Genomic DNA, 20,851 nt, shown 5'->3' with positions numbered 1-20,851 from the left:
TACTTCTGTGTAGCACGTATATTTGACCCATGCCACCAGGTACTCCCCCGGTCTGGGCCCTCCCCGCGCCCCCCGCCCGCCAGCGCCGGCTCGGGCGGGACGAGATCGTCGCGGCGGCGATGGAACTGGCCGACGAGGGCGGGACGGCGGCGCTCACCATGAAGGCGGTCGCCGCGCGCCTGGGGCCCTACACGCCGATGGCCCTGTACCGGTACGTCCACCACAAGGACGGCCTCGTGGACCTCATGCTCGACGCCGCGGCCGCCGAGGTGCTCCTGCCCGACCCCGCCGGCCCCGGCTGGCGGGCCGCCCTGCACGACATCGCCGCCGGGACGCGGTTGATGATCAAACGCCATCCCTGGTACGCCGAACTGGTGCACACCCGCCCACCGGCCGGACCGCACGCGATGCGCCGCCTCGAGTGCATGCTGCGCATCCTCACCGGCCGGGGCGTCGAAGTGGGCCGCGCGCTCACGTTCGCCGCGCTGCTGGACCGGCACGTGGTCGGCAGCGGCGTGCAGGAGGCGCAGGAGGCGCGCTTCGAGCGGCTGGACGAGCCGGGCGCCTTCGCCACGGTGCGCGACCTGGCCGCCGCCGACGGCACGGTGCCGCTGCTCACCAGCTGGCTGTCCGCCCCCGAACCGGCCCCGCCGGACGAGCAGTTCGACTTGGGGCTGGCCATGTTACTCGACGGAATCGAGGCCCGCCTGCCCTGATGGAGGGGCATGCTGGAAGGGCAAGAACCGCAACGCAGGCGAGGAGGAGCGATGCACGCGAACGTCGGAGATCGCCTGATCGTCGAGGGCACGCACGTCGGCGACGGCCGCCGTGAGGGCGTCATCACGAAGGTCCGCCGCGACGACCACACGCCGCCGTACACCGTACGCTGGCGCGACGGCCACGAGGGCCTGGTGTACCCCGGACCCGACGCCCGAGTCCTGCCCCCGGCGCCCACCGGACGGCGCTGAGAACCGGGCGGCCGGTCGATCCGGCCGCCCGGCGCCGACCTCGCCGGCGGTGAGCACGGCCGAGACCCGCTGCCCGCAGGAGTCCCGGCACGCCGGAGCTAGTCGACCGGAGGCTGCGGGGCGGGGCTCAGCCAGGCCCGCACGGCCGTCTCCTCCTCGTCGCTGATGGGGATCTGGGCGGCCTCGGCGCGGGCGAGGACGTTGTTGACGAAGGCGGTGCCGATCTCGGCGGGGGTCGGCGGGGGCTGGCGGTGCAGCGGGGAGCCGCCGAACGAGGTGCCGCGGACCACGAACGCGACCGCGCCCCGGCTGACCGGGACGCCGCCGTCGCGCAGCTGGTCGCGGGACCAGCTGGTGCACTGGGTCAGGTTGAAGCGGTGGGTGCGGGCGTACGCCGACAGCGTCTCGTAGATCGAGGGCCACCACGCCTGCGGCAGGCGGGGCAGGCTGAGCTGGTCGGCGAGGCGCTCGACGGGCTCGGGCAGGGCGGTGCGCTGGGCGCCGGGTGCCGGTGTCTCCGGGGTCGGGTGGCGGCCCTCGTCCCACAGCAGGTGCTGGGACATGCGCAGGCCGGGCAGGCTCAGCGCCTCGACGGCCCGGGCGAAGCTGCCGAAGCCGAGCCAGCCGCTGGCCGCGATCACCGGGCCGAGCTCGCCGCGCAGCCGGTAGGCCAGAGCGGCCATGTTCAGCGGGGACTCGGCGGCCTCGTAGTCGGCGGTGACGATGGCCCGGAAGCGCTCGTGGGCCTCGTCGACGGCGCCGTTGTCCTCGAAGCCGGCGGCGGTGACCTCGTCGGGCTCGTCGTCGAGGTCGACCGGCTCGCCCTGGACGAGCGCCAGCAGCTGCTGGCTGTCCAGCAGCTGGTCGGCGATGGCGGTGAACGCCTCGGCGGCGTCGGCCGGGGAGACGATCATCGTGCGCCGGTCGGCGCGGCGCAGGCGTTGCAGCAGCGGGGTCATGTCGGAGTCGCCGGACGCGATGACGAACTGCTCGTAGCGGGCCTCGTCGGCCAGCGCGTCGAGGGCGTCGACGACGATGCGGATGTCGGCGGCGTTCTTCGTGGCGTTGTACCGCGGGCAGTCGATCACCTCGAACCCGGCGCGCACGAACGACGGGCGGAAGCGGGAGAAGTACAGCCGCGTGGGTTCGCCGGCGCCGTCGCGGGCGTTGACCCAGCCGGCCGGGTTGAGGTAACACCGCAGGATGAGCCAGCGCCGCGGGTCGTCCGGGGTGAGGGTGCTCGACAGCCGCCGCAGCCAGGTCCCCGGCTCGGTGGCGAAGAGCACCGCCACCTCGGGGTCCAGCTTGAACAGTCCGCTGAACACGTTGTCGAAGTCGAGGAAGAAGGCCGCCCGCACGGGTCCATGATTCCCTACCGGGGGCTTGAGTGAACCCCCCGTGAATGCGCCTCAGTGTGTTGCGATCGACATACCACATCATGCATCGAGCAACTTCACGCAGCGTCATTCAACGGCTACCCTGAATGCCCGGCGTCCTGGACGGGGAGGAAAAAGCGACCATGGTCAAGAAGATCCTCAGATGGGGTGGCCTGGCGTTTCTGGTGTTCTTCATCGCGTTCCGGCCGCACTCCGCAGCCAACGTGGTGACCACCATTGGCGGCAGCCTCCTCGACATCGCCAACGGCTTCGGCGACTTCTTCGCCTCGCTCGGCGGCAGCTGATCCGGTTCGCCCGGGTCAGGTGCGCACCGGCGCACGGCGGTGCAGCACGACGTGCGACGGGTCGGGCGGCGGCGCGGGCGGCAGGATCACGGTCACCGTCACGTCGGTGTCGCTCGCGCTGACGGCGAGGGAGCCGCCGTGGTGCCGTACCACCGCGGCCACCACGACCAACGCGAGCCCGATGCCCTCCAGCTCGGCCGGGCCCGGTCCGAAGCAGCGCTCGTAGAGGGCGCGCTGCTCGCCGGCCGGCGTGCCGCCCAGCGGGCAGCGCAGCGCCACGCGGACCGAACCGCCGGGGTCGGGCTCGGCGGCCAGGCGGACGGTGCCTTGGCGGGGCGCGAAGGCGATGGCCGCGGACAGCAGGTTGGCCAGGGCCCGCTGCAGGTGCCGCGGGTCGGCGTCGAGGGCGGCGGCGTCCGGGACGGCCACGTCGATGGTGACCCCGGCGGCGCGGGCCCGCGTGGCGAGCTCGCCGGCGACCCGGACCGCGAGCGGGGCCAGCCGGGTCGGCTCGACGGCCAGGCCGAAGCTGCCCTCGTCGAGTCCGGCCAGGACGATGAGGTCCTCCACGATGCCGTACACCCGGCTGGCGCACAGGTCGATCATCGCCACCATGCGCAGCTGCTGCTCGCTCAGCGGGCCGGCGCGGCCGCTCACGAGCAGCTCGCTGTACCCGCGCAGGGAGGTCAGCGGGGTGCGCAGCTCGTGGGAGGCGATCCGCAGGAACTCGGCCTTGCCGGGCGGGGGCACGGGTGCGGCTGGCATGGAGGGGCAACCTCCCGTCGGCGGCTGGCATATCGGGCGTTTCGGGTATATCCCGCTGAACGTAGCATCTGGATCATGGGATTCGGTACCGTCGGGCGGAAAGCAACCGACCCGAAGGGCCTGGTGGAATGGCGACGGTGCTGCTGGCGGAGGACGACGACGCGGTCCGGGAGCTGCTGGAGTTCATGCTCACCGGCGCCGGTCACACCGTCCTGTCGTGCGGCGACGGCGACGCCGCGCTCCGGCTGGCCCTCGCCCGGCATCCCGACGTGGCCGTGCTCGACGTCTCCATGCCCGGCCGCAGCGGGCTGGAGGTCTGCGCCGCGATGCGCGCCGAGCCGGCCACCGCCCGCACGCCGGTCCTGCTGGTCACCGCCCGCGGCACCCACGGCGACGTCGCCGACGGCTTGCGCGCCGGCGCGACCGACTACGTGGTCAAGCCCTTCGGCGCCGGTGACCTGCTGGCCCGCGTCGACGCCCTGACCGGCTGGGACCGGCTGGGCAACGCCCGGCCGCACTCGGCGCGAGCCTGACCGATGGACCCGGCGATGCCGTCGCCCGCGGCGGCGAGGGTCCCCGAGCTGCTGGCCGAGGTCCTCGGCGTGCTCGACGTGGGCGTGGCGGTGGCCGGCCCCGACGGGCGGCTCGTGCTGGTGAACCGGGCGCTGCCGGCGCTGCTGGGGCTGACCGGCGACGGCCGGCTCGCCGACCCGCTCGGCATGACGCTGCCCGAGATCGGGGCGGCGCTGGTGGCCCGCGACGCCCGGGCCGCGGCGGCCGCGCTGGCCTGGCCGCCGCCGGAGCGCCCGCAGCAGTTCGGGCTGCCGGACGGGCGCAGCGTGCAGGCGGCCTGGCACCGGCTCGGCGACGACGGCGACCGGGTGCTCGTGGTGCGGGACGTGACGCTGCAGGCCCGGGTCCGCCGGCGGGTGCGGGAGCACAACCGGGCCCTGGCCGAGAAGGTGGCGGAGAAGACGGAGCTCGTCGCGGCGCTGTGCCACGAGCTGCGCACGCCGCTGACCTCGACGAACACGATGCTGGACCTGATGGCGGACACGCCGGTGGCGCCGGAGATGGCCGGCCTGCTCGACGTCGTGCGCCGCAACGCCGCCCGCATCGGCGACGTCGTCGACGAGTTGTCCACCCTCAACGCCCTCGAGCAGGGTTCCGTCGGCCTCGACCTGCGCCCGGTGGACCTGCCCGCCCTGCTGCGCGGCGCCGTCGAGCGGTGGAACGCGCGCCAGGCCGGCGGCGCTCCGGTCACCCTGGCCGTGCAGGCGCCCGGCGACGGCCCGATCACCGCCGACCCGGCCTGGCTGGACGCCCTCGCCGAGCGGCTGCTGTCGGTCGCCGTGGCCTCGTCCGGCGACGGCCCGGTGCGGGTGGCCGCGGCGCCGGGCCCGGACGGCTGGCTGGTCCGGGTGCCGCTGCACGAGCAGCTCACCAGCAACCGCCTCTTCACCGCGACCGGCGGGGCCCGCACCTCGACCGCGCTCATGCTGGCCCGGGCGGTGGTGACGCGGCACGGCGGCAGCCTGCGGATGGCGACCGGGCCGGACGGGGGCGCCATCGAAATGCGCCTGCCCCGCGAGGCACCCGGCGACCCGCGCGCCTGAGCACCTCGACGGCGACGCCGTAGCGTGCGCCGATCTCACTGCTGTCGGTGCGTGCCGTCAACCAGGGCGGCGATTCCGTCCACGACCCGGGTGAGGCCGAACGCGAACTCGGCGTCCGGGTCGAACTCGGCGTCGTCGTCGATCGCGCCGCCGGCGATGGCGGTCGCGATGGCCGGGAACCGGGCCGGGTCGGCCAGCCGGGTCAGGGCCCGCGGAGGCCGTGCGGATGCCTGAGTACGCCTGATCAACGCGTCAATCCCAGTTTCGTCAAAATTTTGCCGAGATCGATCGCAGAAACGACCCTTGACGCGCGAGCGAATCCAGCGTTGCATGCAAATACTTGCGGCCGCCGCTACGTGCCGCGACAAGGAGGACGTGTTTCCATGCAACGACCGTCCATGCGGGCGGGACGCCGGGCTGTCGGGGTGGTGGGGGCGGCCGGGCTGGTCGGCGCGCTGCTCGTCGCGCCGCTCAGCCCCGCCTCCGCCGCCACCACCGCCGGCGCCACCACGCCGTTCACCAGCCTCGAGGCCGAGGCCGGCACCCTTGCCGGAGGAGCCTCGACCGTGGCGCTCACCTCGGCGCCGACCACGCAGTACTCGAGCCCCGCCCTGGAGGCGTCCGGCCACGCGTACGTGCACCTGGCCGGCCCCGGCCAGAAGGTCCAGTGGACCAACACCACCGGGCACCCGATCAGCGCCATCGTCGTGCGGGCGAGCATCCCCGACGCGCCGGGCGGGGGCGGCATCGACGCCACCCTCAACCTGTACGTCGACGGCGCCTACCGCCAGGCGCTGAACCTCACGTCGCGGCAGACGTGGGTGTACGAGGGCAACAACCACTACAACGACAGCAGCGACCAGAACCCGGCCGACGGCAACCCGCGGGTGTTCTTCGACGAGGCCCGCGCCTTCGTGACCGGCACGCCGATCGCGGCGGGGGCCACGTTCGCGCTGCAGAAGGACGCGGCGAACACCGCGGCGTACTACGACATCGACGTCGTCGACGTGGAGCAGCCGGCGCCGATCGCCCAGCCGGCGAACTCGCTGTCGATCACGTCCTGCGGCGCGGTCGCCGACAACCCGGGCGTGGACAGCACCGGGGCCATCCAGAGCTGCATCGACCAGGCGCAGGCGCAGGGCAAGGTGCTGTGGATCCCGGCCGGGACCTTCTACCTGAAGGGCACGAACGGGCTGCACGCGCAGGGCATCACCATCGCCGGGGCGGGACCCTGGTACAGCACCGTCTACCGCGCGGTACCGCTGCCCAACCCGACGCCGCTGGGGGCCGTCTTCCAGCTCACGTCGACCACGGTGAAGGACTTCCACGTCGACTCCAACGCCACCAGCCGGGCCACCGCCGACGGGGCCGGCGGTGCGATGGACACCACCGGCACCAACTGGGTCGCCGACAACATCTGGACGCAGCACACGCTGTCCGGGTTCTGGGCCTCCGGGACCGGCGGGCAGGTGCGCAACAGCCGCCTGACCACGATCTGGGCCGACGGGATCAACCTCAACAACGTGTCGCTGAACGGCACCGTCGGCAACAGCCTCTCCGCGACGAACAACTTCGTGCGGGGCACCGGCGACGACGGCATCGCCATCAACTCGGTCAACTACAACACTGACGGCAACGGCAACCGCACGTACTACACGGCGATGTCCAACGTGTCGTTCACGCACAACACGATCGTGGCCCCGTGGGGCGGCAAGGGCATCGGCATCTACGGCGGCTCCGGGCACGACGTGGAGTACAACCTCGTCTCCGACACCGCCCGGTACATCGGCCTGGGCGCGGGCCGGTTCGGCGTCAACGGCAGCGACCTGCTCGGCGCCACCGTCAACGGCAACGTCGTGGCCCGCTCCGGCGGCAACGGCTACAGCCAGGGCCAGCCGGCGCTGCAGATCGGCAACGGCGGCGACGGGCAGAACGTCGGCACGGTGGACCGGGTGAACGTCACCAACAACACGGTCACGGACTCGCTGTACGACGGCATCGGCTTCTCGCAGTCGACCAACACCCAGCTGCAGGGCAACACGGTCACGTCGCCGTGGCGCAACGGCGTGGTGATCGCCCCGCCGTTCTACCCGGCCCCGAGCGGCTCGGCCACCATCACCGGCAACACCGTGACCGGCCTGAAGGCGGGCGCGTCGGCGTACCTCAACAACTCCGGCGGCTTCGCGGCCACCCTGAGCGGCAACAGCTGGCAGGGCGGCAGCGGCCCGGTCCAGGCCCCGTACGGCGGCACCCCCGCGGCCATCCCCGGCACGGTCCAGGCCGAGAACTACGACACCGGCGGCCAGGGCCTGGCCTACAACGTCACCTCGGTCAACGGCAGCGGCGCCAGCTACCGCGCCGACGGCGTCGACCTGGAGCCGACCTCGGACGCCGGCGGCGGCTGGAACCTCGGCTGGACCTCGGGCGGCCAGTGGTTCCGCTACACGGTGAACGTGGCCACCGCCGGCCAGTACACGGTGACCGCCCGGGTCGCCACCCCCGCCGCGGTGACCGGCGCCTGGCACCTGGCCAACGCGTCCGGGGCCAACCTGACCGGCGCGGTGAACCTCCCGGCCACCGGCGGCTGGCAGACCTGGGCCCCGGTCACCGCGACCGTGACCCTGCCGGCCGGCCAGCAGGTGCTCACCCTGGTCGAGGACAACGGCGGCTGGAACCTCAACAGCCTGGCGTTCACCTCCGGCGGCACCACCCAGCCCCCGTCCAACCTGGCCGCGGGCAGGCCGACCACCGAGTCGTCGCACAACCAGACGTACGGCTCGGGCAACGTGACCGACGGCAACCAGGGCTCCTACTGGGAGAGCGCCAACAACGCGTTCCCGCAGTGGGTCCAAATCGACCTGGGCAGCGCGCAGAAGGCCACGAAGGTGGTACTGCAACTGCCCACGTCGTGGGGCGCCCGCAACCAGACCCTGACCCTGAGCGGCTCCACCGACGGCACGAACTTCACCACGGTCGTGTCCTCGGCGAGCTACGCCTTCAACCCGACGTCGAACAACACCGTCACCATCACCTTCCCGGCGTCGACCCAGCGCTACTGGCGGGCGACGATCACCGCGAACACGGGGTGGCCGGCGGCCCAGCTCTCCGAGTTCCAGATCTGGGCGTAGTACCGCACCGGCACCGGCGCGTCGCCACCAGTGGGTGGCGCGCCGGTGCACCGCGGCCGCGCTGAAGGCCTGCCAGTCGAGGATCTCCCGCTGCTGTTGCATGCTGCCCGTCCCACGCCGGCTCCCCGGCTCCGCGCGGCATACCGGTCACGGGCGGTGCTGGGCCTGGTCCGCCGGGGTCTCGTCGGCCGGGGTCTCGTCGGCCGGGGCGAGTCCGGCCTGGTAGGAGTCGGCCGGGGCCGGCACGATGGCGGTCTCCACGTGGCCGCTCTCCGCCGTGGTCACGTGCCCCTGCAGCTGCGCGACGGGCTCGGGGCGCAGGGCCACGCCGCTCGCGGCCAGCGTGACGAGCAGCGCACCCCACGCGAGGGTTGGGGTACCGGCGGCGGGACCGGGACCGGGGCCGGGGCGCCACCGGGGCCGGGGACACCGGCGTCGAGTGGCGCGGGCGGTACTCCACCGGCGCGGGGCGGGCCGGGATGGGTGAGTAGCGGGGGTATGCCGGGGCGACGTGGGTGATCGGGATGACCCGCACGTAGGGGCGGACGAGGGATGCAGGCATGGACCGACCGTAAGCTGCATCAGCCCCTGCCGATCCCTTCCGGATCGGGTGAGCAGACGAATCACCCTCCCACTCACCCGGTCCGGGCGAGATGTCACACGCGTCGCTTAGCATCGAGCCATGCCAGGCCAGCCCACGGAAGCCCGTTTCCTCATGGCAGCCGCGGCCGCAGGCCTGACACATGCGGGATTCAGCCTCTACTGGGCACTCGGCGGTCGCTGGCTGTTACCGACGGTAGGCCAGTGGGCAGTCGACAGCGCACGGGAAGCACCGCTGGCCGCCGCCATGTTGCTGATCGCCGTCGCCGCGGTGAAATGCGCGGTCGTGATCATTCCCCTGACGGCCGCGCGACGGCCGCTCCCCCGCCCAGGATTGTGGCGGGCGTTCGCGTGGCTGGCCGCCATCGTGCTCACCGGATACGGCGCGGTGAACTGCGTCGCGGCGTGGCTCGTGCTGGGCGGTGCGCTGCGGCCGGAGGGCGGTTTCGACCGGCAGGCGATGCTCGGCCACGCCTACCTGTGGGATCCGCTGTTCCTCGTCTGGGGTGTCCTCCTCGGCGCCGGCCTGCTCGCCGGTGGCACCGGCAGGCGCACGTCCAAGCCGGTGGCGTGACCGCCGCCTGCGCCGGTGGGCCGGGCACTCCATCGCGCTGAGATCCCTACCCGTCAGTCCAGCGGCTGGCGGGCGATCGCTCGCGCCTCTCTCCCGGCCAGCAGCCATCCTCCGAGGTACGCGACGATCGGCAGACCGACGAGGATCGCGGCCAGGTTGGGCACCGGCGGATGGGCCAGCCAGTGCACCTCCCGGTGGTACCAGGCCAGCAGCGCCAGATACGCGCAGGCGGTGCCGATGACGGCCCCGCATAGCGCCAGCGCCCCGGCGGTCGCGGCGGTGAGCGCCCGCCGGGTCCTGCGCCGGGCGCCGGCCGCGGTCAGCGTGCGCAGGTCCCGGGCCGTCTCGCTGCGGATGAGCCCGACGGTCATGGCGAGCACGCCGAGGGCGACCGCGATGCCGGCGGCGGTGAACTGGTCGGCCAGCCGGGCCTGATCCACACCGGTCGGGCGGGACTCGACGTTGAGCCCGGCGGCGATCGCCGCCTGCCGCGTCTGGTCGATCTGCGCCGCCGTCAGCGCCCGCGGCGCGTGGATCAGCCAGCCCACCGGCATTGCCGTCAGGTGCAGCCGCGTCATGCCGTGCGTCGTGATCAGCATGCCGGGCAGCGACGTGTAGCTCGGCAGCGTCGCGTGCTGCAGGATCAGATGCCAGTCGACGGGGCGGCCGGGAATCAGGTCGTATCCGGCGATGCTCGTTCGCGGGGTGAGCAGGTCGGTGTCGGCCTTGATGCCCGCCGGGTCGATGCCGTAGTGCGCGAGCAGTTCCGGCGTGGCGACGAATATCGGGACCGTTTCGTCGCCGGGGTACTCGACAGATCCGTCGCCGGCGGCGTGCGGCTTGCCCAGCTCGACCGGCGGCCGGCCGCCACGCTCGAGCGGCATGTCCGGATCGACCGCGCCGGTCAGTGGCAGCACCGAGGTGGCGTGCACCTCGGCGGCGATCGCGTCGACCTGGTGCCGCATGGCCTGCGCCTGCGCTGACGAGAGGATCGGTGCCGGCCCGTCCATCCGCTCCTGGGACAGCCAGACGACGATCTGGTCGGCCGGCAGGTTGCCGCTGGGGGCCGCCGCCTTCGCTGCCGTGACGGCGGTGCTCAGGGCGACAACGGCGGCGATGGCGACGGCCAGCCCGATCGCGGCCAGCGCCGCGCTGGACCGGGAACGGTAGCGCGCCAGGTCGCGCATCGCCAGCCGGGACGCCAGGGGTGTGTGGCGTGCGAGCCGCCCGATGGTGGCGACGCCGATCGGGGCGAGCAGCAGCAGCGCGATCGCGGTGGCCAGCACGCCGCCGAGGATGTACGGCACCTTCGTCTGCTGTGCCATGAACAGCGAGGCCAGGCCGAGGATCAGCAGTACGGCGCCGAAGGCCGCGAACCGGCGGGCCGGGCGGGGCGGTGCCGGTCGCGCGGACAGTGCGGCGACGACCGGCATGCGCGCGGCGGCGCGGGCCGGCCACCACGCGGCCACGACGGCGGTCACGGTCGCCAGCAGGACGGCGATGAGCAACGGCGTCCAGGGCAGGTTGAACCGGTCGATGCGGTGGCCCAGCGGCGACTCCAGCTGACGGCTGAACGCGAGCCAACCGGCGACCCCCACGACGGCGCCGGCGAACGCGCCGACCCCGCCGATGACCACGCCGTTGGCCAGCAGGACCAGGCGGATGTGCCGGTGGCTGGCGCCGATCGCGCCGAGCATGCCGAGCGCGCGCAGCCGCCGCTGGGCCATCACGGTGAACCCGGCCACCGCCAGCAGGCCGACGAACACCAGCCCGATCGTGGCCAGCACGAGCACCAGCACGCTGGACATGTCCTGCGCGTCGGAGCGGATCTGGATCTGCGCGCCGTCCGGCCGCCGCTTCGCGACGAAGTCCGCGTTGGACGCCCGGATGAGCACGTCGGCGTGGTCCGGCGCGGTGGACTGGCCGGGCGCCACGAGGGCGAACGCGTCGTGCAGGTTGAGCGGGTTCTCCACCAGAGCGACCACGGTCCGCCGCTTGCCGCCCTGGTCCCAGGTGCCGCCGACGTGCAGACCGAAGATCGTCGCCACGCGATCGGTGACGGCGATCTCATCGGGGCCCTGCGGCCACCGGCCGGAATCCAGCCGCAGCATCGTCCGGCCGTACACCCCGTCGGGGTCCTGGGCGCGCAGGTCGATGCCGTTCGCCGAGCCGGGCACCGGGATCTTCTTCTCGTGCCCGATCACCTCGATGGTGCCGAACGAGCTGCGCAGCGTGGCGAGGTCGGCCTCGAGCTGCGTGCCGGTGCTGGCCAGGGTCACCAGGTGGTTGGCGGTGCCGAAGACGGCCGCCTCGGACGGGGCGTTGGCGCCGATGCCGAGGCCGACGGTGGTGGCCGCCACCGCGAGCAGCAGCAGGGCCAGCACGATCGACTGCTGGCGCCACTCGCGCCGGAACAACCGCCAGGCCCAGCGCACCACGGCGCGGCGCGCGGGCATCCCGCCGTGGCCGGTGCCGAGCGCCGGTGGCGGGTCCTGCACCGCGAGGCTCACCGCCGGGCCTCCCCGGCGAGCAGCGAGTCCGGCCCCGGCCGCGGGCCGGTGCGGTCGACCATCCGGCCGTCGCGGATGAACATGACCCGGTCGGCCCAGGAGGCCAGCTGCGCGTCGTGCGTCACCACCACCGCGGCCACGCCGCGCTTGCAGGCGGTCAGGATCATGCGCATGACGGCCTCGCCGTTGGCGGAGTCGAGCGCGCCGGTCGGCTCGTCGGCCAGCAGCAGCCGGCGATCCCCGACGACGGCCCGGGCGATCGCCACCCGCTGCCGCTCGCCGCCGGAGAGCTGGTCCGGGAACCGCGACGCGCGGTCGGCCAGGCCGAGCTCCTCCAGCGCCCGCAGTCCGGCGGCGCGCGCCTTGCCGGCGGAGACGCCGTCGAGCTCCAGCGGCAGCGCCACGTTCTCCGCGGCGGTGAGCCCGGGCAGCAGGTTGAAGTCCTGGAACACGTAGCCGATCGCCCGCCGGCGCAGCCGCGCCCGGTCCTCGCGCGACATCGCCCCGAGCGGCTGCCCGGCGACCAGGACCTCGCCGGCGGTCGCCGTCTCCAGCGCCCCGGCGATGGTGAGCAGGGTGCTCTTGCCCGAGCCGCTCGGGCCCATGACCGCGACCATCTTGCCCGGCTCGACGGTCAGGTCGACCTCGTGCAGCGCGTGTACCTCGTCGGAGCCGTCCAGGTACGTCTTCGACACCCCGCGCAACTGCAGTGCCCAGCTCATCGGCGCACCCCCGCGCGGCGCCGGATCTGCGGTGCCGGGGCCCGCGGCGGGGCCGGCGGTTCGAGCGCGGCCCGCTTGAGCCGCCCGTCGGCGGTGTCCAGCCACCGCACGACCGAGTCCAGCCGGTACAGCTCGGCGTCGACGACCAGTGCCAGGCCGAGGTCGAGGTCGCCCTCCTCCTCCTTGAGCCGGGTCCACTGCTGCATCAGCTCGACCAGGTAGCGCCGGTGCACCTGGATGACCTCGTGCACGTCCACGCCCGGCAGCCGCACCGCGATGAGGATCTTGATGACCAGCTCGTCGCGCGGCGGGGACGCGAGGTCGGGCGGCGTGCGCAGCCAGCCGGCGAGCTCGTCGGCGCCGCCGGCGGTGATCTGGAACCCCTTCTGCGGGCCGGGGTCGGCGTCGTCGTCGGACTCGACCAGGCCGTCACGCTCCAGCCGCTGCAGGGTCGTGTACACCTGGCCGACGTTGAGGGGCCACACCTCGCCGGTGCGCGCCTCGAACTCCTCGCGCAGTTGCAGACCGTACTTCGGGCCCTCGCTCAGCAGCGCCAGCAACGCATGCCGGATGCTCATGATGCCACCACACTCGATATCATGCTGCGTAGCATACCGAGTATAGTCGAGCCCGTCCACGACGGCCGGTCGATGCCTCGAGACTCGCCCGGCGCAGACGTACGGCTTGCTGTGGCTCACCACCCCGAAGGACGGCGGCTTTCGCCGACTGAGGATCAGCCGCCCTTCTGCTGGCCGATCCCGGGCTGGATCCGGGCGGACGCGATCGCCTTGCCGTTGGCGTTGTAGACGGTGACAAGGGGATACTGCTCGGCCGGCCCCGGGCTCGTCTCGCCGCGGTCGGGGCAGAAGGTCACGTCCGGCGCCGGTGGCCGCGGGAGATCCTGATGCCCGCTCTGCCCACGGTCAGGGGCCGTACCCGATGAAGCGGCCAGGACCGACGATCAAGTCGATCGCGGTCAGGAGAAAAGCCAGGCCCCCGACAACGGCGAAGAACGCACCGAGCATCCGGTCGAGGCGGACGAACCCTGCCGGATCGGCGGGTTTGCGGCGAAGGCGAGGACTCCACCGTTGAGCCGCCCGGATGTGTTTCGTGGCGACGTCACGGTAATTGGTCGCCAGCGCGGCTCCGGCCACGGTCATCGCGGCCGTGAACGCAAGGAGTATCCACGGGGTGGCCACGCTGTTCAGCGTCACACGACGGCACGACCGGGACAAGCCCCGCTGGACACCGCGGCGTGGCGGCGCCGGACCGCTCACCGGCGGACGCGATGGCACTGCGGCGACGCGGGCTATCGGGCCGGGAGCCGCCGGGTGTCCTGGCCGGAACCGCGCGGGAGCGCATTGAGGGCGATAAGCGTTGGCGGGATGGTGGTCAGGTGCATTGCCGCGAGGGACACCGCGCTGGTGGTGTCGAATCCGGCCGGGATCGTCATCACCGCGATGGTGGCCACCGCGAGCGCCGGGGCGGCGATGCGCGCCACGAGGATGGCCGCCGGCCACTTGCGGGACAGCGCCGCGACCAGGCCCAGCCCGGACACCAGCGGCACGAGCGACATGACCGTGACCGCGACCGGGTCGACCCGCACGTCTGCGCCGTTCTGCCGGTAGGTGAAGGCGCCGCCGAGCGCGCGGCCGATGGCGTACACGGCCAGGTTGGCAAGGAGCAGGCCGGCGAGCATGGCGGCGATCAACGCCAGCCGACCCGCGGGCGTTCCGACCCGGCTGCGCGAAGGGTCGGCGCCGGCGCCGGTCACGCTCAGCGGTCCCGGGTCAGGAAGGACGCCAGGCCGTCGAGGATGGCCCGGGTGCCTTCTTCGCGACCTTCGACCGAGTCAAGACCGTCGAAGTGGACGCCTTGTTCGGTGTACGTCAGGCGGGTGGCGTCGCCGTCGGGCTCCACCGCGATGGTGGTCAGCGACGTGGACAGGTGCCGGTCGTCGATCCACATGTCGTAGGTGAAGACGATGCGGCACCGGTCGACGATGTCGGTGTAGGTGGACTCGAACCGCGACCGCGGGCCGCCGTGCCACTGGCCCTCCTCGACGGCGCGTCCGCCGACGCGGAAGTCGTGGGACTTGTGCCCGACCTCGAACGCCGGCCCGCCGCCGAACCACTGGTCCCGTGCGTCGTTGTCGGACAGCGCGTGCCAGACCTCGGCGACGGGCACGGGATACGTGCGTTCGACGACGAAGGTCGCGTGCGTCTGGCTACGTTCGATCGTGTCATTCATGTCGTCTCCTTGTGGGTGGGTGTGTCGAGGAAGGCGGCGAGCCGGTCGAGGCGGTGCTCGGCGGGCAGGCGCTGCCGGCTGATCCATTCGGCCGCCGGGGTGAGCGCGTCGGCCGCCAGCTGGTAGGTCCGGACTCGGCCGACCTTGCTGGACACCACGATCCCGGCGGCCTCGAGGACGCCGAGGTGCTGGACCACGCTGGGCAGGGCCATGTCGAACGGGCGGGCAAGCTCGCTCACCGACGCCGGACCACGGGCCAGCCGCTCCACCATCGCCCGGCGGCTGGCGTCGCCAAGGGCGTGGAACATCCGGTCGAGCCCGTCGTGATACTTAGGCACGTACCTAAGTATTGGACCCTGCCCGACCCCTCGTCAAGGGCCGCCACCAACTCTCAACCCGGCCGGACGATACGGGCCACGTAGGCGCTGCTCTCCGCGCCGGAGCCGCCCGGGGCGGGATGGCCGGCGTGAACCCGTTCCGCCGTTCACCCGGATACATCGGTGGAACATGCGGTTCATTCGGTGCAGGAGTGGGGGACGTGATGGAAGCCAAGAACCATACGGGCCGTGCATGGCCGCGGCGTTGACGTCCGTGACCGCCGACGAGGCGACGGATGCGGCGGTCATCGAGGCCTCGCGCCGCGATCCGGCGCTGTTCGGTGTCCTGTACGACCGGTATGCGGCACAGCTGTACCGGTACGCACACCGCCGTCTGGGTGCGCAGCTCGCCGAGGATGTCGTCGCCGAGGCGTTTGCCGCCGCGTTCACCCGCCGTGACCGCTACAACGTGGCGTACGAGGATGCCCGGCCGTGGTTGTTCGGCATTCTGACGAAGGAGATCGGGACGCAGCGGCGCCGCGAAGTGGCCCACAACCGCATGCTGGCGAGGAGCTTCGCCGAGGTCACGGGCGACGATCTCGCCGATCGGGTCAGCGCAGAGGTCACCGCACGGGCCGCGCACGGCCGGCTGAGTGCCGCGCTGGCCGGACTGTCCGCAGGGGACCGGGATGTGCTGCTCCTCGTCGCGTGGGGCGACCTCAGGTATGAGGAGGTCGCGTACGCGCTCGCCATCCCGGTGGGCACCGTCCGTCACGGCTCAACCGGGCGCGCCGGAAGGTCCGGGCATCGCTGGGTGGCGCCAATCCAGCCATCGTTTTCGAGGAGGGGCCATGAACGACCTGAACATGTTGCAGGATCTCGGCGCCGCACGCGATCCGGCGACCGGTGAGCCGCCACCCGGACTGCGGCACCGCGTGCTGCACGGGTTCGACGGGCCGGCCCCCCGGCGGCGGCGCCGGTGGCGGCTGTCGCCGGGTTGGAGCCTGGCGACCTCGGCCGGCCTCGTCGCGGTGTTGGCCGTCGCGTTGATCGCCGGCGGCCCGGATGGTTCCGGGCCGTCCGGCAGGCGGACGGAAGGCGTGCTCACGGCGAGCGACCTGCTGCTGCGGGCCGCGCAGAACATGCGCGCGGACACGACGCCGCCACCCCGGCCGGACCAGTTCGTCTATGTCCAGTCGATCAGCGCGTACCCGACGAACCCCGCTCGCATCCGGCCGGTCCAGCCGAAGATGCGCCAGCTCTGGTTGTCGGCCGACGGGACGCACGACGGCCTGCTGCGGGAGAGCGCGATGCCGGGCGGGCCGCCGGCCAGCGACATCATTGCGGAGGCCCCGCTGCCCGGCTGCCGCAACGGCAAGGCCGCGGTGGTCGACCAGCACTGGAAGGTACACCCGGACCAGCTCCAGGATTGCAGCGTGGATCCCGCATACCGGGCGGACGTGCCGACCAACGCCGCGGACATGCTGCGGTATCTGCGCGGCAAGGCAAACGACCACAGCGATGCCGCCAAATTCCTGGAGATCAGGGTTGTGATCCGCGAGAAGTACCTGACGCCGGGTCAGCTCGCGGCCGTGTTCGAGGCCGCGTCGCACCTGTCGGGCGTGGTCGTGGTGCCCGATGTGGTTGACGTCGCCGGCCGGCGCGGTGTCGCGGTCGCGTTGTCGGTGCCGGCGTCCGACCCCACGGGGGCTTCGCCGCCGGCGAAGGCATCGATCTGGCAGCAACAGCTGATCTTCGATCCGACCACCTACGCGTACCTCGGGTACCAGACGGTGGCCGTCGCCGATGTCGACGGGCACAAGCGCGGCGACCTCCTCGGGGGCAGCGCCGCGTTGCAAAATGCGATTGTCGACCGGGCCGGCCAGGTTCCGTAGCCCCGAGCGAAAGGCCACCGGGACGGTCGTCATATGGTCGTCATCACGCTGTAGTGTCGCCCCGGGATCACCTACATGCGGGAGCGTCGATGATCGCGCGGGTGTGGCGGGGGTGGGCGCCGGCGGCGACGGCCGACGACTATCAGCGGCACTACGAGACCGAGGTTGCCGAGCATCTCGGGCGGGTGCCGGGGTTTCGCGGGGCCCGGCTGCTGCGCTGCGCCGACGGGGATGAGGTGCTGTTCACCTCGGTCACGTACTTCGGCAGCATGGACGACGTGCGCGGGTTCGCCGGGGAAGATCCGGACCTCGCCGTCGTCGAGGAGACCGCACGGCGGGCGCTGAGCCGCTGGGACGAGCGGGTCAGCCACCACGAGGTGGCCGTCGACCTTCAGGGCTCGTAGCGCTCGCGGCGGGCCGCGAGCGCTACGACTCACCCGTCACCGTGAGTGCACCCGGGAGAGCATCACGCCGCCGCGAGCCTGAGCGATTCACCCGCGGATTTGGTTGTCATCGGCGCAGAATCGTGTTCGGGCTGCTCTTCAGCTTCCCCTCAGCTTTCGTCTGCGACCTTGAGCGACTCGAAGTCGGGTGACCGCACGGGGGAGGGATCGGATGGGCGAAACGGACGGCAAGGACACCTCGGACAAACCGGCCCAGGGGCGCGGGCGGCGCGCTGCCCTGCTGCTGGTTGGCGTCGCCGTCGTCATCTGGTCCGCGATGCACCTGTCCGCGCTCGGCGCCTCCTGGACGCAGGCCTGGCACCTGATCGCCAACCTGGGCTGGCGCTGGCCGATCTTCCTGGGCGTGGTGTGGCTGCTCGGGCTGGTGGTGCACACCTCCGTGCTCACCGCCTCGCTGCCGGGCCTGTCGCACCGGCGGGCCCTCACGCTCAACCTGTCGGGCAGCGCCGTGTCCAACGTGCTGCCGCTCGGCGGGGTGGCCGGCACCGCGCTCAACCTCGGCATGGTCCGCGGCTGGGGCCACACCGGGCTGGAGTTCGCCCGGTTCGTGGTCGTGTCGAAGGCCTGGGACCTCGTCGCGAAGCTGGTCATGCCGCTCGTCGCGGTCGCCTTGCTGCTGCTGGCCGACGCTGGCCCGCTCGGGCACGGCCTGCTGTGGCTGGGCTGCTCGGCGCTGAGCGCCGGCGCCGGGCTGCTCGTCGTGGCCGCCCTGCTGGGCCGGGCCGCGCCGCTGCTGCGCCTGGTCTCGCTGGCCGAGCGGCTCTGGACCCGCCGACCCCGCCGCGCCCGGTCCGCGGCGGGTGGCCCGGACGCCTCCCCGGGCTGGGCCGCGGCCACCGCCGCACTGCTGGACGGCACCGACCGGCTGGTGCGCCGCCGCTGGGCGGAGCTGAGCTGGGGCATGGCCGGCTACTGGGTGCTGCAGGGCGCGCTGCTGTGGTTCTGCCTGGCCGCGATCCACGTGCACCTGCCGATGACGGTGGTGCTCGCCGCGCTGGTCGCCGAGCGGCTGCTGACCGTGGCCGCGATCACGCCCGGCGGGGCCGGGGTGGTCGAGGCCGGCACGATCGCGGTGCTGATCGCCCTCGGCGCCGACCCCACCGACGCGCTCGCCGGGGTGCTGCTCTACCGGGCCTTCGTCTTCGTCGCCGAGATCCCCGTCGGCGGCCTCGCCACCGCCCTGTGGCTGCTGGGCCGGCGCCTCGCCGCCTGAGCCTGCCGGAGTAGGAGATCCCCCTTCCATGCGCATCGCCCACATAACGGACGTGTACCTGCCGCGCCTCGGCGGCGTCGAGCTGCAGGTGCACGACCTGGCCTCCCGGCAGCACCGCGGCCGCCACGAGACCCTCGTGCTCACCACCACCGCCCCGGCCTGGCCCGCCGCCGCGGCGCCCGACGAGGTGCCGGTGCTGCGCATCGGCCGCGACGGCGGCTTCGGCGCCGGGCCTTACCGCGCCGTCGGCACGCGGGCGCTCAGCGATCTGCTACGGGCCCACGCCGTCGATGCGGTGCACGCCCACGTCTCCGCCTTCTCCCCGCTGGCCTGGACGGCGGCCCGCCTCGCCGCGGCCGGCGGCCCGCCGACGGTCGTGTCGGTGCACTCGATGTGGCACGACATCGCCCCACTGGTACGCCGCTTCGCCCGCTGGCAGGACGCCGCCGCCTGGCCCGTGCAGTGGGCCGCGGTCAGCAGCGCCGCCGCGTCGGCGGTCCGCGACGCCCTCGACGGCACCCCGGTCGCCGTGCTGCCCAACGGCATCGACCCGGCCTCCTGGCTGCTGCCCGACCGGCCGCCCGCCGCCGCGGTGCCGACGCTCATCAGCGTGATGCGGATGGTGCGCCGCAAGCGGCCGCGGGCCCTGTTGCGCACCCTGCTGGCGCTGCGCGAGTCGCACCCGGGCCGGTTCCGCGCCGTGCTCGTCGGCGACGGGCCGCTGCTGCCGGGGCTGCGCCGGGAGATCGCTTCGGCCGGGGCGGCCGGCGACATCGAGCTCACCGGGGCCCTCGACCGCACCGCGATCCGGGCCCTGCTCGCCTCTGCCGACGTGTACGTGGCGCCGGCGCCGCGCGAGTCGTTCGGCATCGCCGCGCTCGAGGCCCGCAGCGCCGGCCTGCCGGTCGTGGCCCGGGCCGGCAGCGGGGTGGCCGACTTCATCCGCCACGGCGTCGAGGGCTGGCTGGTGCACTCCGACGAGGAGCTGCGGGCCACCCTCAGCGAGCTGCTCGACGAACCGGGCCGGGCCGCCGCCGTCGCCCAGCACAACCGCGCGGTGCCGCCGTGCGTGCGCTGGGAGACCGTCCTGGAGGGGGCCGACGCGCTCTACGCCCGGGCCGCGGCGTTCCTCGGGCGGCGGGCGCCCGCGCAGGAGAACGCGTGACGTTCACGCTGGTCGCCTTCCACGCCCACCCCGACGACGAGACCCTGCTCACCGGCGGGACCCTCGCCCGGGCGGCGGCCGAGGGGCACCGGGTCGTGCTCGTCACCGCCACCCTCGGCGAGGCCGGCCTGTCCGCCGGGCCGACCGGCGCGGCGCTCGGGGAGCGCCGCCACCGGGAGCTGCTCGCCGCCGCGGAGGCGCTCGGCGTCGACCGGGTGGAGACCCTCGGCTACGCCGACTCCGGGCTCGACGCGGCCGCCGCCGGGGCCGACGGCCGTCCCGAGGGCCCCGGCGGAGGCCGCTCCGCCGACGCGCCCGTCGCCGGGGCCGACGGCGGTCCCGAGGCTCCCGGCGGAGGCCGCTTCGCCGACGCGCTCGCCGCCGAGACCGACGGCCGTCCCGAGGGCTCCGGCAGGGTCCGCTTCGCCGACGCGCCCGTCGCCGAGGCCGCCGCCCGGCTGGCCGCCATCCTGCGCCGGGAGCGGGCCGACGTGGTCACCGGCTACGACCCGCGGGGCGGCTACGGGCACCCCGACCACGTGCAGGTGCACCTCGTGGCCGAGGAGGCGGCCCGGCTGGCCGGCACGCCGGTGCTGCTGCGGGCCACCGTCGACCGCGGGGCGCTGCGGCCGGTGCTGGCCGCGCTGCGCCTGGCCGGGCGCCTGCTGCCGGCCCTGCCGCTGCAGGGCGCGGCGACGGCGTTCACCGAGCGGGCCGAGATCACCCACGTCGTGGACGTCCGGCGGTACCACCGCCAGAAACGCGCCGCGATGAAGGCCCACGCCAGCCAGGGCGAGGGCGGCCGGGGCCTGCGGACCCTCGCGCTGCTGTCGCGGCTGCCCGGCCCGCTGTTTCGCGCCGTGGCCGGCCGGGAGTGGTTCGTCGAGCCCGGCCGTACCCCCACCACCCCGCCGTGCGGCGACGTGTTCGACGGGGTGCGCCGCCCGGAGGCAGCGCCGCGGCCAGCGCCGTGACCACCGCCG

General features: G+C 73.6%; 25 protein-coding genes. 13 read left to right on the top strand and 12 right to left on the bottom strand.

The annotated features are described in order from the left end of the window. Positions 1-29: 29 nt before the first annotated feature. Together AB0M46_RS08250 and AB0M46_RS08245 are read left to right on the top strand one after the other, a co-directional pair. Positions 30-716, top strand: a complete 687-nt coding sequence (locus AB0M46_RS08250; RefSeq protein ID WP_363333745.1) for a TetR/AcrR family transcriptional regulator C-terminal domain-containing protein — start codon at positions 30-32, stop codon at positions 714-716. Between the two features lie 51 nt (positions 717-767). Continuing rightward, a complete protein-coding gene (locus AB0M46_RS08245) occupies positions 768-968 on the top strand; it encodes a DUF1918 domain-containing protein (protein WP_363333743.1) in 201 nt (66 codons plus the stop codon). Between the two features lie 98 nt (positions 969-1,066). Here AB0M46_RS08245 and AB0M46_RS08240 read toward each other — a convergent pair whose 3' ends face one another. Continuing rightward, entirely contained in the window at positions 1,067-2,326 is a 1,260-nt protein-coding gene (locus AB0M46_RS08240; protein ID WP_363333741.1) for an NYN domain-containing protein, read from the bottom strand. A 125-nt stretch (positions 2,327-2,451) separates the two neighbouring features. On the opposite strand from AB0M46_RS08240, the gene AB0M46_RS08235 reads away from it, so the two are divergent. Further along, positions 2,452-2,649: a hypothetical protein gene (locus AB0M46_RS08235; protein WP_363333767.1), complete on the top strand. Its 198-nt coding sequence runs from the start codon at positions 2,452-2,454 to the stop codon at positions 2,647-2,649. 15 nt (positions 2,650-2,664) lie between these two features. Here AB0M46_RS08235 and AB0M46_RS08230 read toward each other — a convergent pair whose 3' ends face one another. Next, positions 2,665-3,414, bottom strand: coding sequence for a histidine kinase dimerization/phospho-acceptor domain-containing protein (locus tag AB0M46_RS08230; protein ID WP_363333739.1), 750 nt, complete (start codon positions 3,412-3,414; stop codon positions 2,665-2,667). 128 nt (positions 3,415-3,542) lie between these two features. Here AB0M46_RS08230 and AB0M46_RS08225 point away from each other — a divergent pair, with 128 nt between their 5' ends. Continuing rightward, a complete protein-coding gene (locus AB0M46_RS08225; protein ID WP_363333737.1) occupies positions 3,543-3,947 on the top strand; it encodes a response regulator in 405 nt (134 codons plus the stop codon). 15 nt (positions 3,948-3,962) lie between these two features. Beyond that, a complete protein-coding gene (locus AB0M46_RS08220; protein ID WP_363333735.1) occupies positions 3,963-5,030 on the top strand; it encodes a HAMP domain-containing sensor histidine kinase in 1,068 nt (355 codons plus the stop codon). Between the two features lie 35 nt (positions 5,031-5,065). On the opposite strand, the gene AB0M46_RS08215 is transcribed toward AB0M46_RS08220, so the two are convergent. Next, on the bottom strand, positions 5,066-5,278 hold the full coding sequence (locus AB0M46_RS08215; protein WP_363333733.1) for a hypothetical protein: 213 nt from the start codon (positions 5,276-5,278) through the stop codon (positions 5,066-5,068). A 135-nt stretch (positions 5,279-5,413) separates the two neighbouring features. Between AB0M46_RS08215 and AB0M46_RS08210 the strand changes: the two genes are divergently transcribed. Beyond that, positions 5,414-8,158 carry a carbohydrate-binding protein gene (locus tag AB0M46_RS08210; protein WP_363333731.1) on the top strand — a complete coding sequence of 915 codons (2,745 nt, stop codon included), beginning with the start codon at positions 5,414-5,416 and terminating at the stop codon, positions 8,156-8,158. A 147-nt stretch (positions 8,159-8,305) separates the two neighbouring features. Here AB0M46_RS08210 and AB0M46_RS08205 read toward each other — a convergent pair whose 3' ends face one another. Beyond that, a complete protein-coding gene (locus AB0M46_RS08205) occupies positions 8,306-8,485 on the bottom strand; it encodes a hypothetical protein (protein ID WP_363333729.1) in 180 nt (59 codons plus the stop codon). Positions 8,486-8,840: 355 nt separating this feature from the next. Here AB0M46_RS08205 and AB0M46_RS08200 point away from each other — a divergent pair, with 355 nt between their 5' ends. Next, entirely contained in the window at positions 8,841-9,332 is a 492-nt protein-coding gene (locus tag AB0M46_RS08200) for a DUF3995 domain-containing protein (protein ID WP_363333728.1), read from the top strand. A gap of 53 nt (positions 9,333-9,385) precedes the next feature. Here AB0M46_RS08200 and AB0M46_RS08195 read toward each other — a convergent pair whose 3' ends face one another. The 8 genes from AB0M46_RS08195 to AB0M46_RS08160 all read right to left on the bottom strand — a co-directional run bounded on the left by AB0M46_RS08195 (position 9,386) and on the right by AB0M46_RS08160 (position 15,152). Beyond that, a complete protein-coding gene (locus AB0M46_RS08195; protein WP_363333726.1) occupies positions 9,386-11,842 on the bottom strand; it encodes an FtsX-like permease family protein in 2,457 nt (818 codons plus the stop codon). Beyond that, on the bottom strand, positions 11,839-12,564 hold the full coding sequence (locus AB0M46_RS08190; protein ID WP_363333724.1) for an ABC transporter ATP-binding protein: 726 nt from the start codon (positions 12,562-12,564) through the stop codon (positions 11,839-11,841). Before AB0M46_RS08190 ends, AB0M46_RS08195 begins: the two co-directional genes overlap by 4 nt. Beyond that, positions 12,561-13,142: a PadR family transcriptional regulator gene (locus AB0M46_RS08185; RefSeq protein ID WP_363333722.1), complete on the bottom strand. Its 582-nt coding sequence runs from the start codon at positions 13,140-13,142 to the stop codon at positions 12,561-12,563. Before AB0M46_RS08185 ends, AB0M46_RS08190 begins: the two co-directional genes overlap by 4 nt. A 155-nt stretch (positions 13,143-13,297) precedes the next feature. Beyond that, the gene (locus AB0M46_RS08180) at positions 13,298-13,438 is read right to left on the bottom strand and encodes a hypothetical protein (RefSeq protein ID WP_363333720.1); all 141 of its coding nucleotides are present in this window, start codon (positions 13,436-13,438) and stop codon (positions 13,298-13,300) included. A gap of 49 nt (positions 13,439-13,487) precedes the next feature. Continuing rightward, a complete protein-coding gene (locus AB0M46_RS08175) occupies positions 13,488-13,763 on the bottom strand; it encodes a hypothetical protein (RefSeq protein ID WP_363333718.1) in 276 nt (91 codons plus the stop codon). 110 nt (positions 13,764-13,873) lie between these two features. Beyond that, the gene (locus AB0M46_RS08170; RefSeq protein ID WP_363333717.1) at positions 13,874-14,338 is read right to left on the bottom strand and encodes a DUF6069 family protein; all 465 of its coding nucleotides are present in this window, start codon (positions 14,336-14,338) and stop codon (positions 13,874-13,876) included. A gap of 2 nt (positions 14,339-14,340) precedes the next feature. Then, positions 14,341-14,814: an SRPBCC family protein gene (locus AB0M46_RS08165; RefSeq protein WP_363333715.1), complete on the bottom strand. Its 474-nt coding sequence runs from the start codon at positions 14,812-14,814 to the stop codon at positions 14,341-14,343. Continuing rightward, positions 14,811-15,152 carry a metalloregulator ArsR/SmtB family transcription factor gene (locus AB0M46_RS08160; protein ID WP_363333713.1) on the bottom strand — a complete coding sequence of 114 codons (342 nt, stop codon included), beginning with the start codon at positions 15,150-15,152 and terminating at the stop codon, positions 14,811-14,813. The genes AB0M46_RS08165 and AB0M46_RS08160 overlap by 4 nt, the downstream gene beginning before the upstream one ends. Before the next feature lie 232 nt (positions 15,153-15,384). On the opposite strand from AB0M46_RS08160, the gene AB0M46_RS08155 reads away from it, so the two are divergent. From AB0M46_RS08155 to AB0M46_RS08130, 6 genes are all read left to right on the top strand, one after another. After that, positions 15,385-16,041, top strand: coding sequence for an RNA polymerase sigma factor (locus tag AB0M46_RS08155; protein ID WP_363333711.1), 657 nt, complete (start codon positions 15,385-15,387; stop codon positions 16,039-16,041). Further along, positions 15,983-17,026 carry a CU044_5270 family protein gene (locus tag AB0M46_RS08150; protein WP_363333709.1) on the top strand — a complete coding sequence of 348 codons (1,044 nt, stop codon included), beginning with the start codon at positions 15,983-15,985 and terminating at the stop codon, positions 17,024-17,026. Before AB0M46_RS08155 ends, AB0M46_RS08150 begins: the two co-directional genes overlap by 59 nt. A gap of 89 nt (positions 17,027-17,115) precedes the next feature. Beyond that, the gene (locus AB0M46_RS08145) at positions 17,116-17,430 is read left to right on the top strand and encodes an antibiotic biosynthesis monooxygenase (RefSeq protein ID WP_363333707.1); all 315 of its coding nucleotides are present in this window, start codon (positions 17,116-17,118) and stop codon (positions 17,428-17,430) included. 211 nt (positions 17,431-17,641) lie between these two features. After that, a complete protein-coding gene (locus AB0M46_RS08140; protein ID WP_363333705.1) occupies positions 17,642-18,703 on the top strand; it encodes a lysylphosphatidylglycerol synthase domain-containing protein in 1,062 nt (353 codons plus the stop codon). A 28-nt stretch (positions 18,704-18,731) separates the two neighbouring features. After that, entirely contained in the window at positions 18,732-19,868 is a 1,137-nt protein-coding gene (locus AB0M46_RS08135; RefSeq protein WP_363333703.1) for a glycosyltransferase family 4 protein, read from the top strand. After that, positions 19,865-20,842, top strand: coding sequence for a PIG-L family deacetylase (locus AB0M46_RS08130; RefSeq protein ID WP_363333702.1), 978 nt, complete (start codon positions 19,865-19,867; stop codon positions 20,840-20,842). Before AB0M46_RS08135 ends, AB0M46_RS08130 begins: the two co-directional genes overlap by 4 nt. The last annotated feature ends 9 nt before the right edge of the window (positions 20,843-20,851 follow it).

This window comes from Dactylosporangium sp. NPDC051485 (assembly GCF_040682015.1).
Taxonomy (GTDB): domain Bacteria; phylum Actinomycetota; class Actinomycetes; order Mycobacteriales; family Micromonosporaceae; genus Dactylosporangium.
The sequence above is the reverse complement of the archived record's forward strand: the minus strand, read 5'-3'. Positions and strand labels throughout refer to the sequence as shown.

Coding starts and splice junctions, on each gene's coding strand:
- AB0M46_RS08250 (WP_363333745.1), top strand. CDS start 30: ATGCCACCAGGTACTCCCCCGGTCTGGGCCCTCCCCGCGCCCCCCGCC.
- AB0M46_RS08245 (WP_363333743.1), top strand. CDS start 768: ATGCACGCGAACGTCGGAGATCGCCTGATCGTCGAGGGCACGCACGTC.
- AB0M46_RS08235 (WP_363333767.1), top strand. CDS start 2,452: ATGCCCGGCGTCCTGGACGGGGAGGAAAAAGCGACCATGGTCAAGAAG.
- AB0M46_RS08230 (WP_363333739.1), bottom strand. CDS start 3,414: ATGCCAGCCGCACCCGTGCCCCCGCCCGGCAAGGCCGAGTTCCTGCGG.
- AB0M46_RS08225 (WP_363333737.1), top strand. CDS start 3,543: ATGGCGACGGTGCTGCTGGCGGAGGACGACGACGCGGTCCGGGAGCTG.
- AB0M46_RS08220 (WP_363333735.1), top strand. CDS start 3,963: ATGCCGTCGCCCGCGGCGGCGAGGGTCCCCGAGCTGCTGGCCGAGGTC.
- AB0M46_RS08210 (WP_363333731.1), top strand. CDS start 5,414: ATGCAACGACCGTCCATGCGGGCGGGACGCCGGGCTGTCGGGGTGGTG.
- AB0M46_RS08200 (WP_363333728.1), top strand. CDS start 8,841: ATGCCAGGCCAGCCCACGGAAGCCCGTTTCCTCATGGCAGCCGCGGCC.
- AB0M46_RS08190 (WP_363333724.1), bottom strand. CDS start 12,564: ATGAGCTGGGCACTGCAGTTGCGCGGGGTGTCGAAGACGTACCTGGAC.
- AB0M46_RS08185 (WP_363333722.1), bottom strand. CDS start 13,142: ATGAGCATCCGGCATGCGTTGCTGGCGCTGCTGAGCGAGGGCCCGAAG.
- AB0M46_RS08165 (WP_363333715.1), bottom strand. CDS start 14,814: ATGAATGACACGATCGAACGTAGCCAGACGCACGCGACCTTCGTCGTC.
- AB0M46_RS08155 (WP_363333711.1), top strand. CDS start 15,385: ATGGCCGCGGCGTTGACGTCCGTGACCGCCGACGAGGCGACGGATGCG.
- AB0M46_RS08150 (WP_363333709.1), top strand. CDS start 15,983: ATGAACGACCTGAACATGTTGCAGGATCTCGGCGCCGCACGCGATCCG.
- AB0M46_RS08145 (WP_363333707.1), top strand. CDS start 17,116: ATGATCGCGCGGGTGTGGCGGGGGTGGGCGCCGGCGGCGACGGCCGAC.
- AB0M46_RS08140 (WP_363333705.1), top strand. CDS start 17,642: ATGGGCGAAACGGACGGCAAGGACACCTCGGACAAACCGGCCCAGGGG.
- AB0M46_RS08135 (WP_363333703.1), top strand. CDS start 18,732: ATGCGCATCGCCCACATAACGGACGTGTACCTGCCGCGCCTCGGCGGC.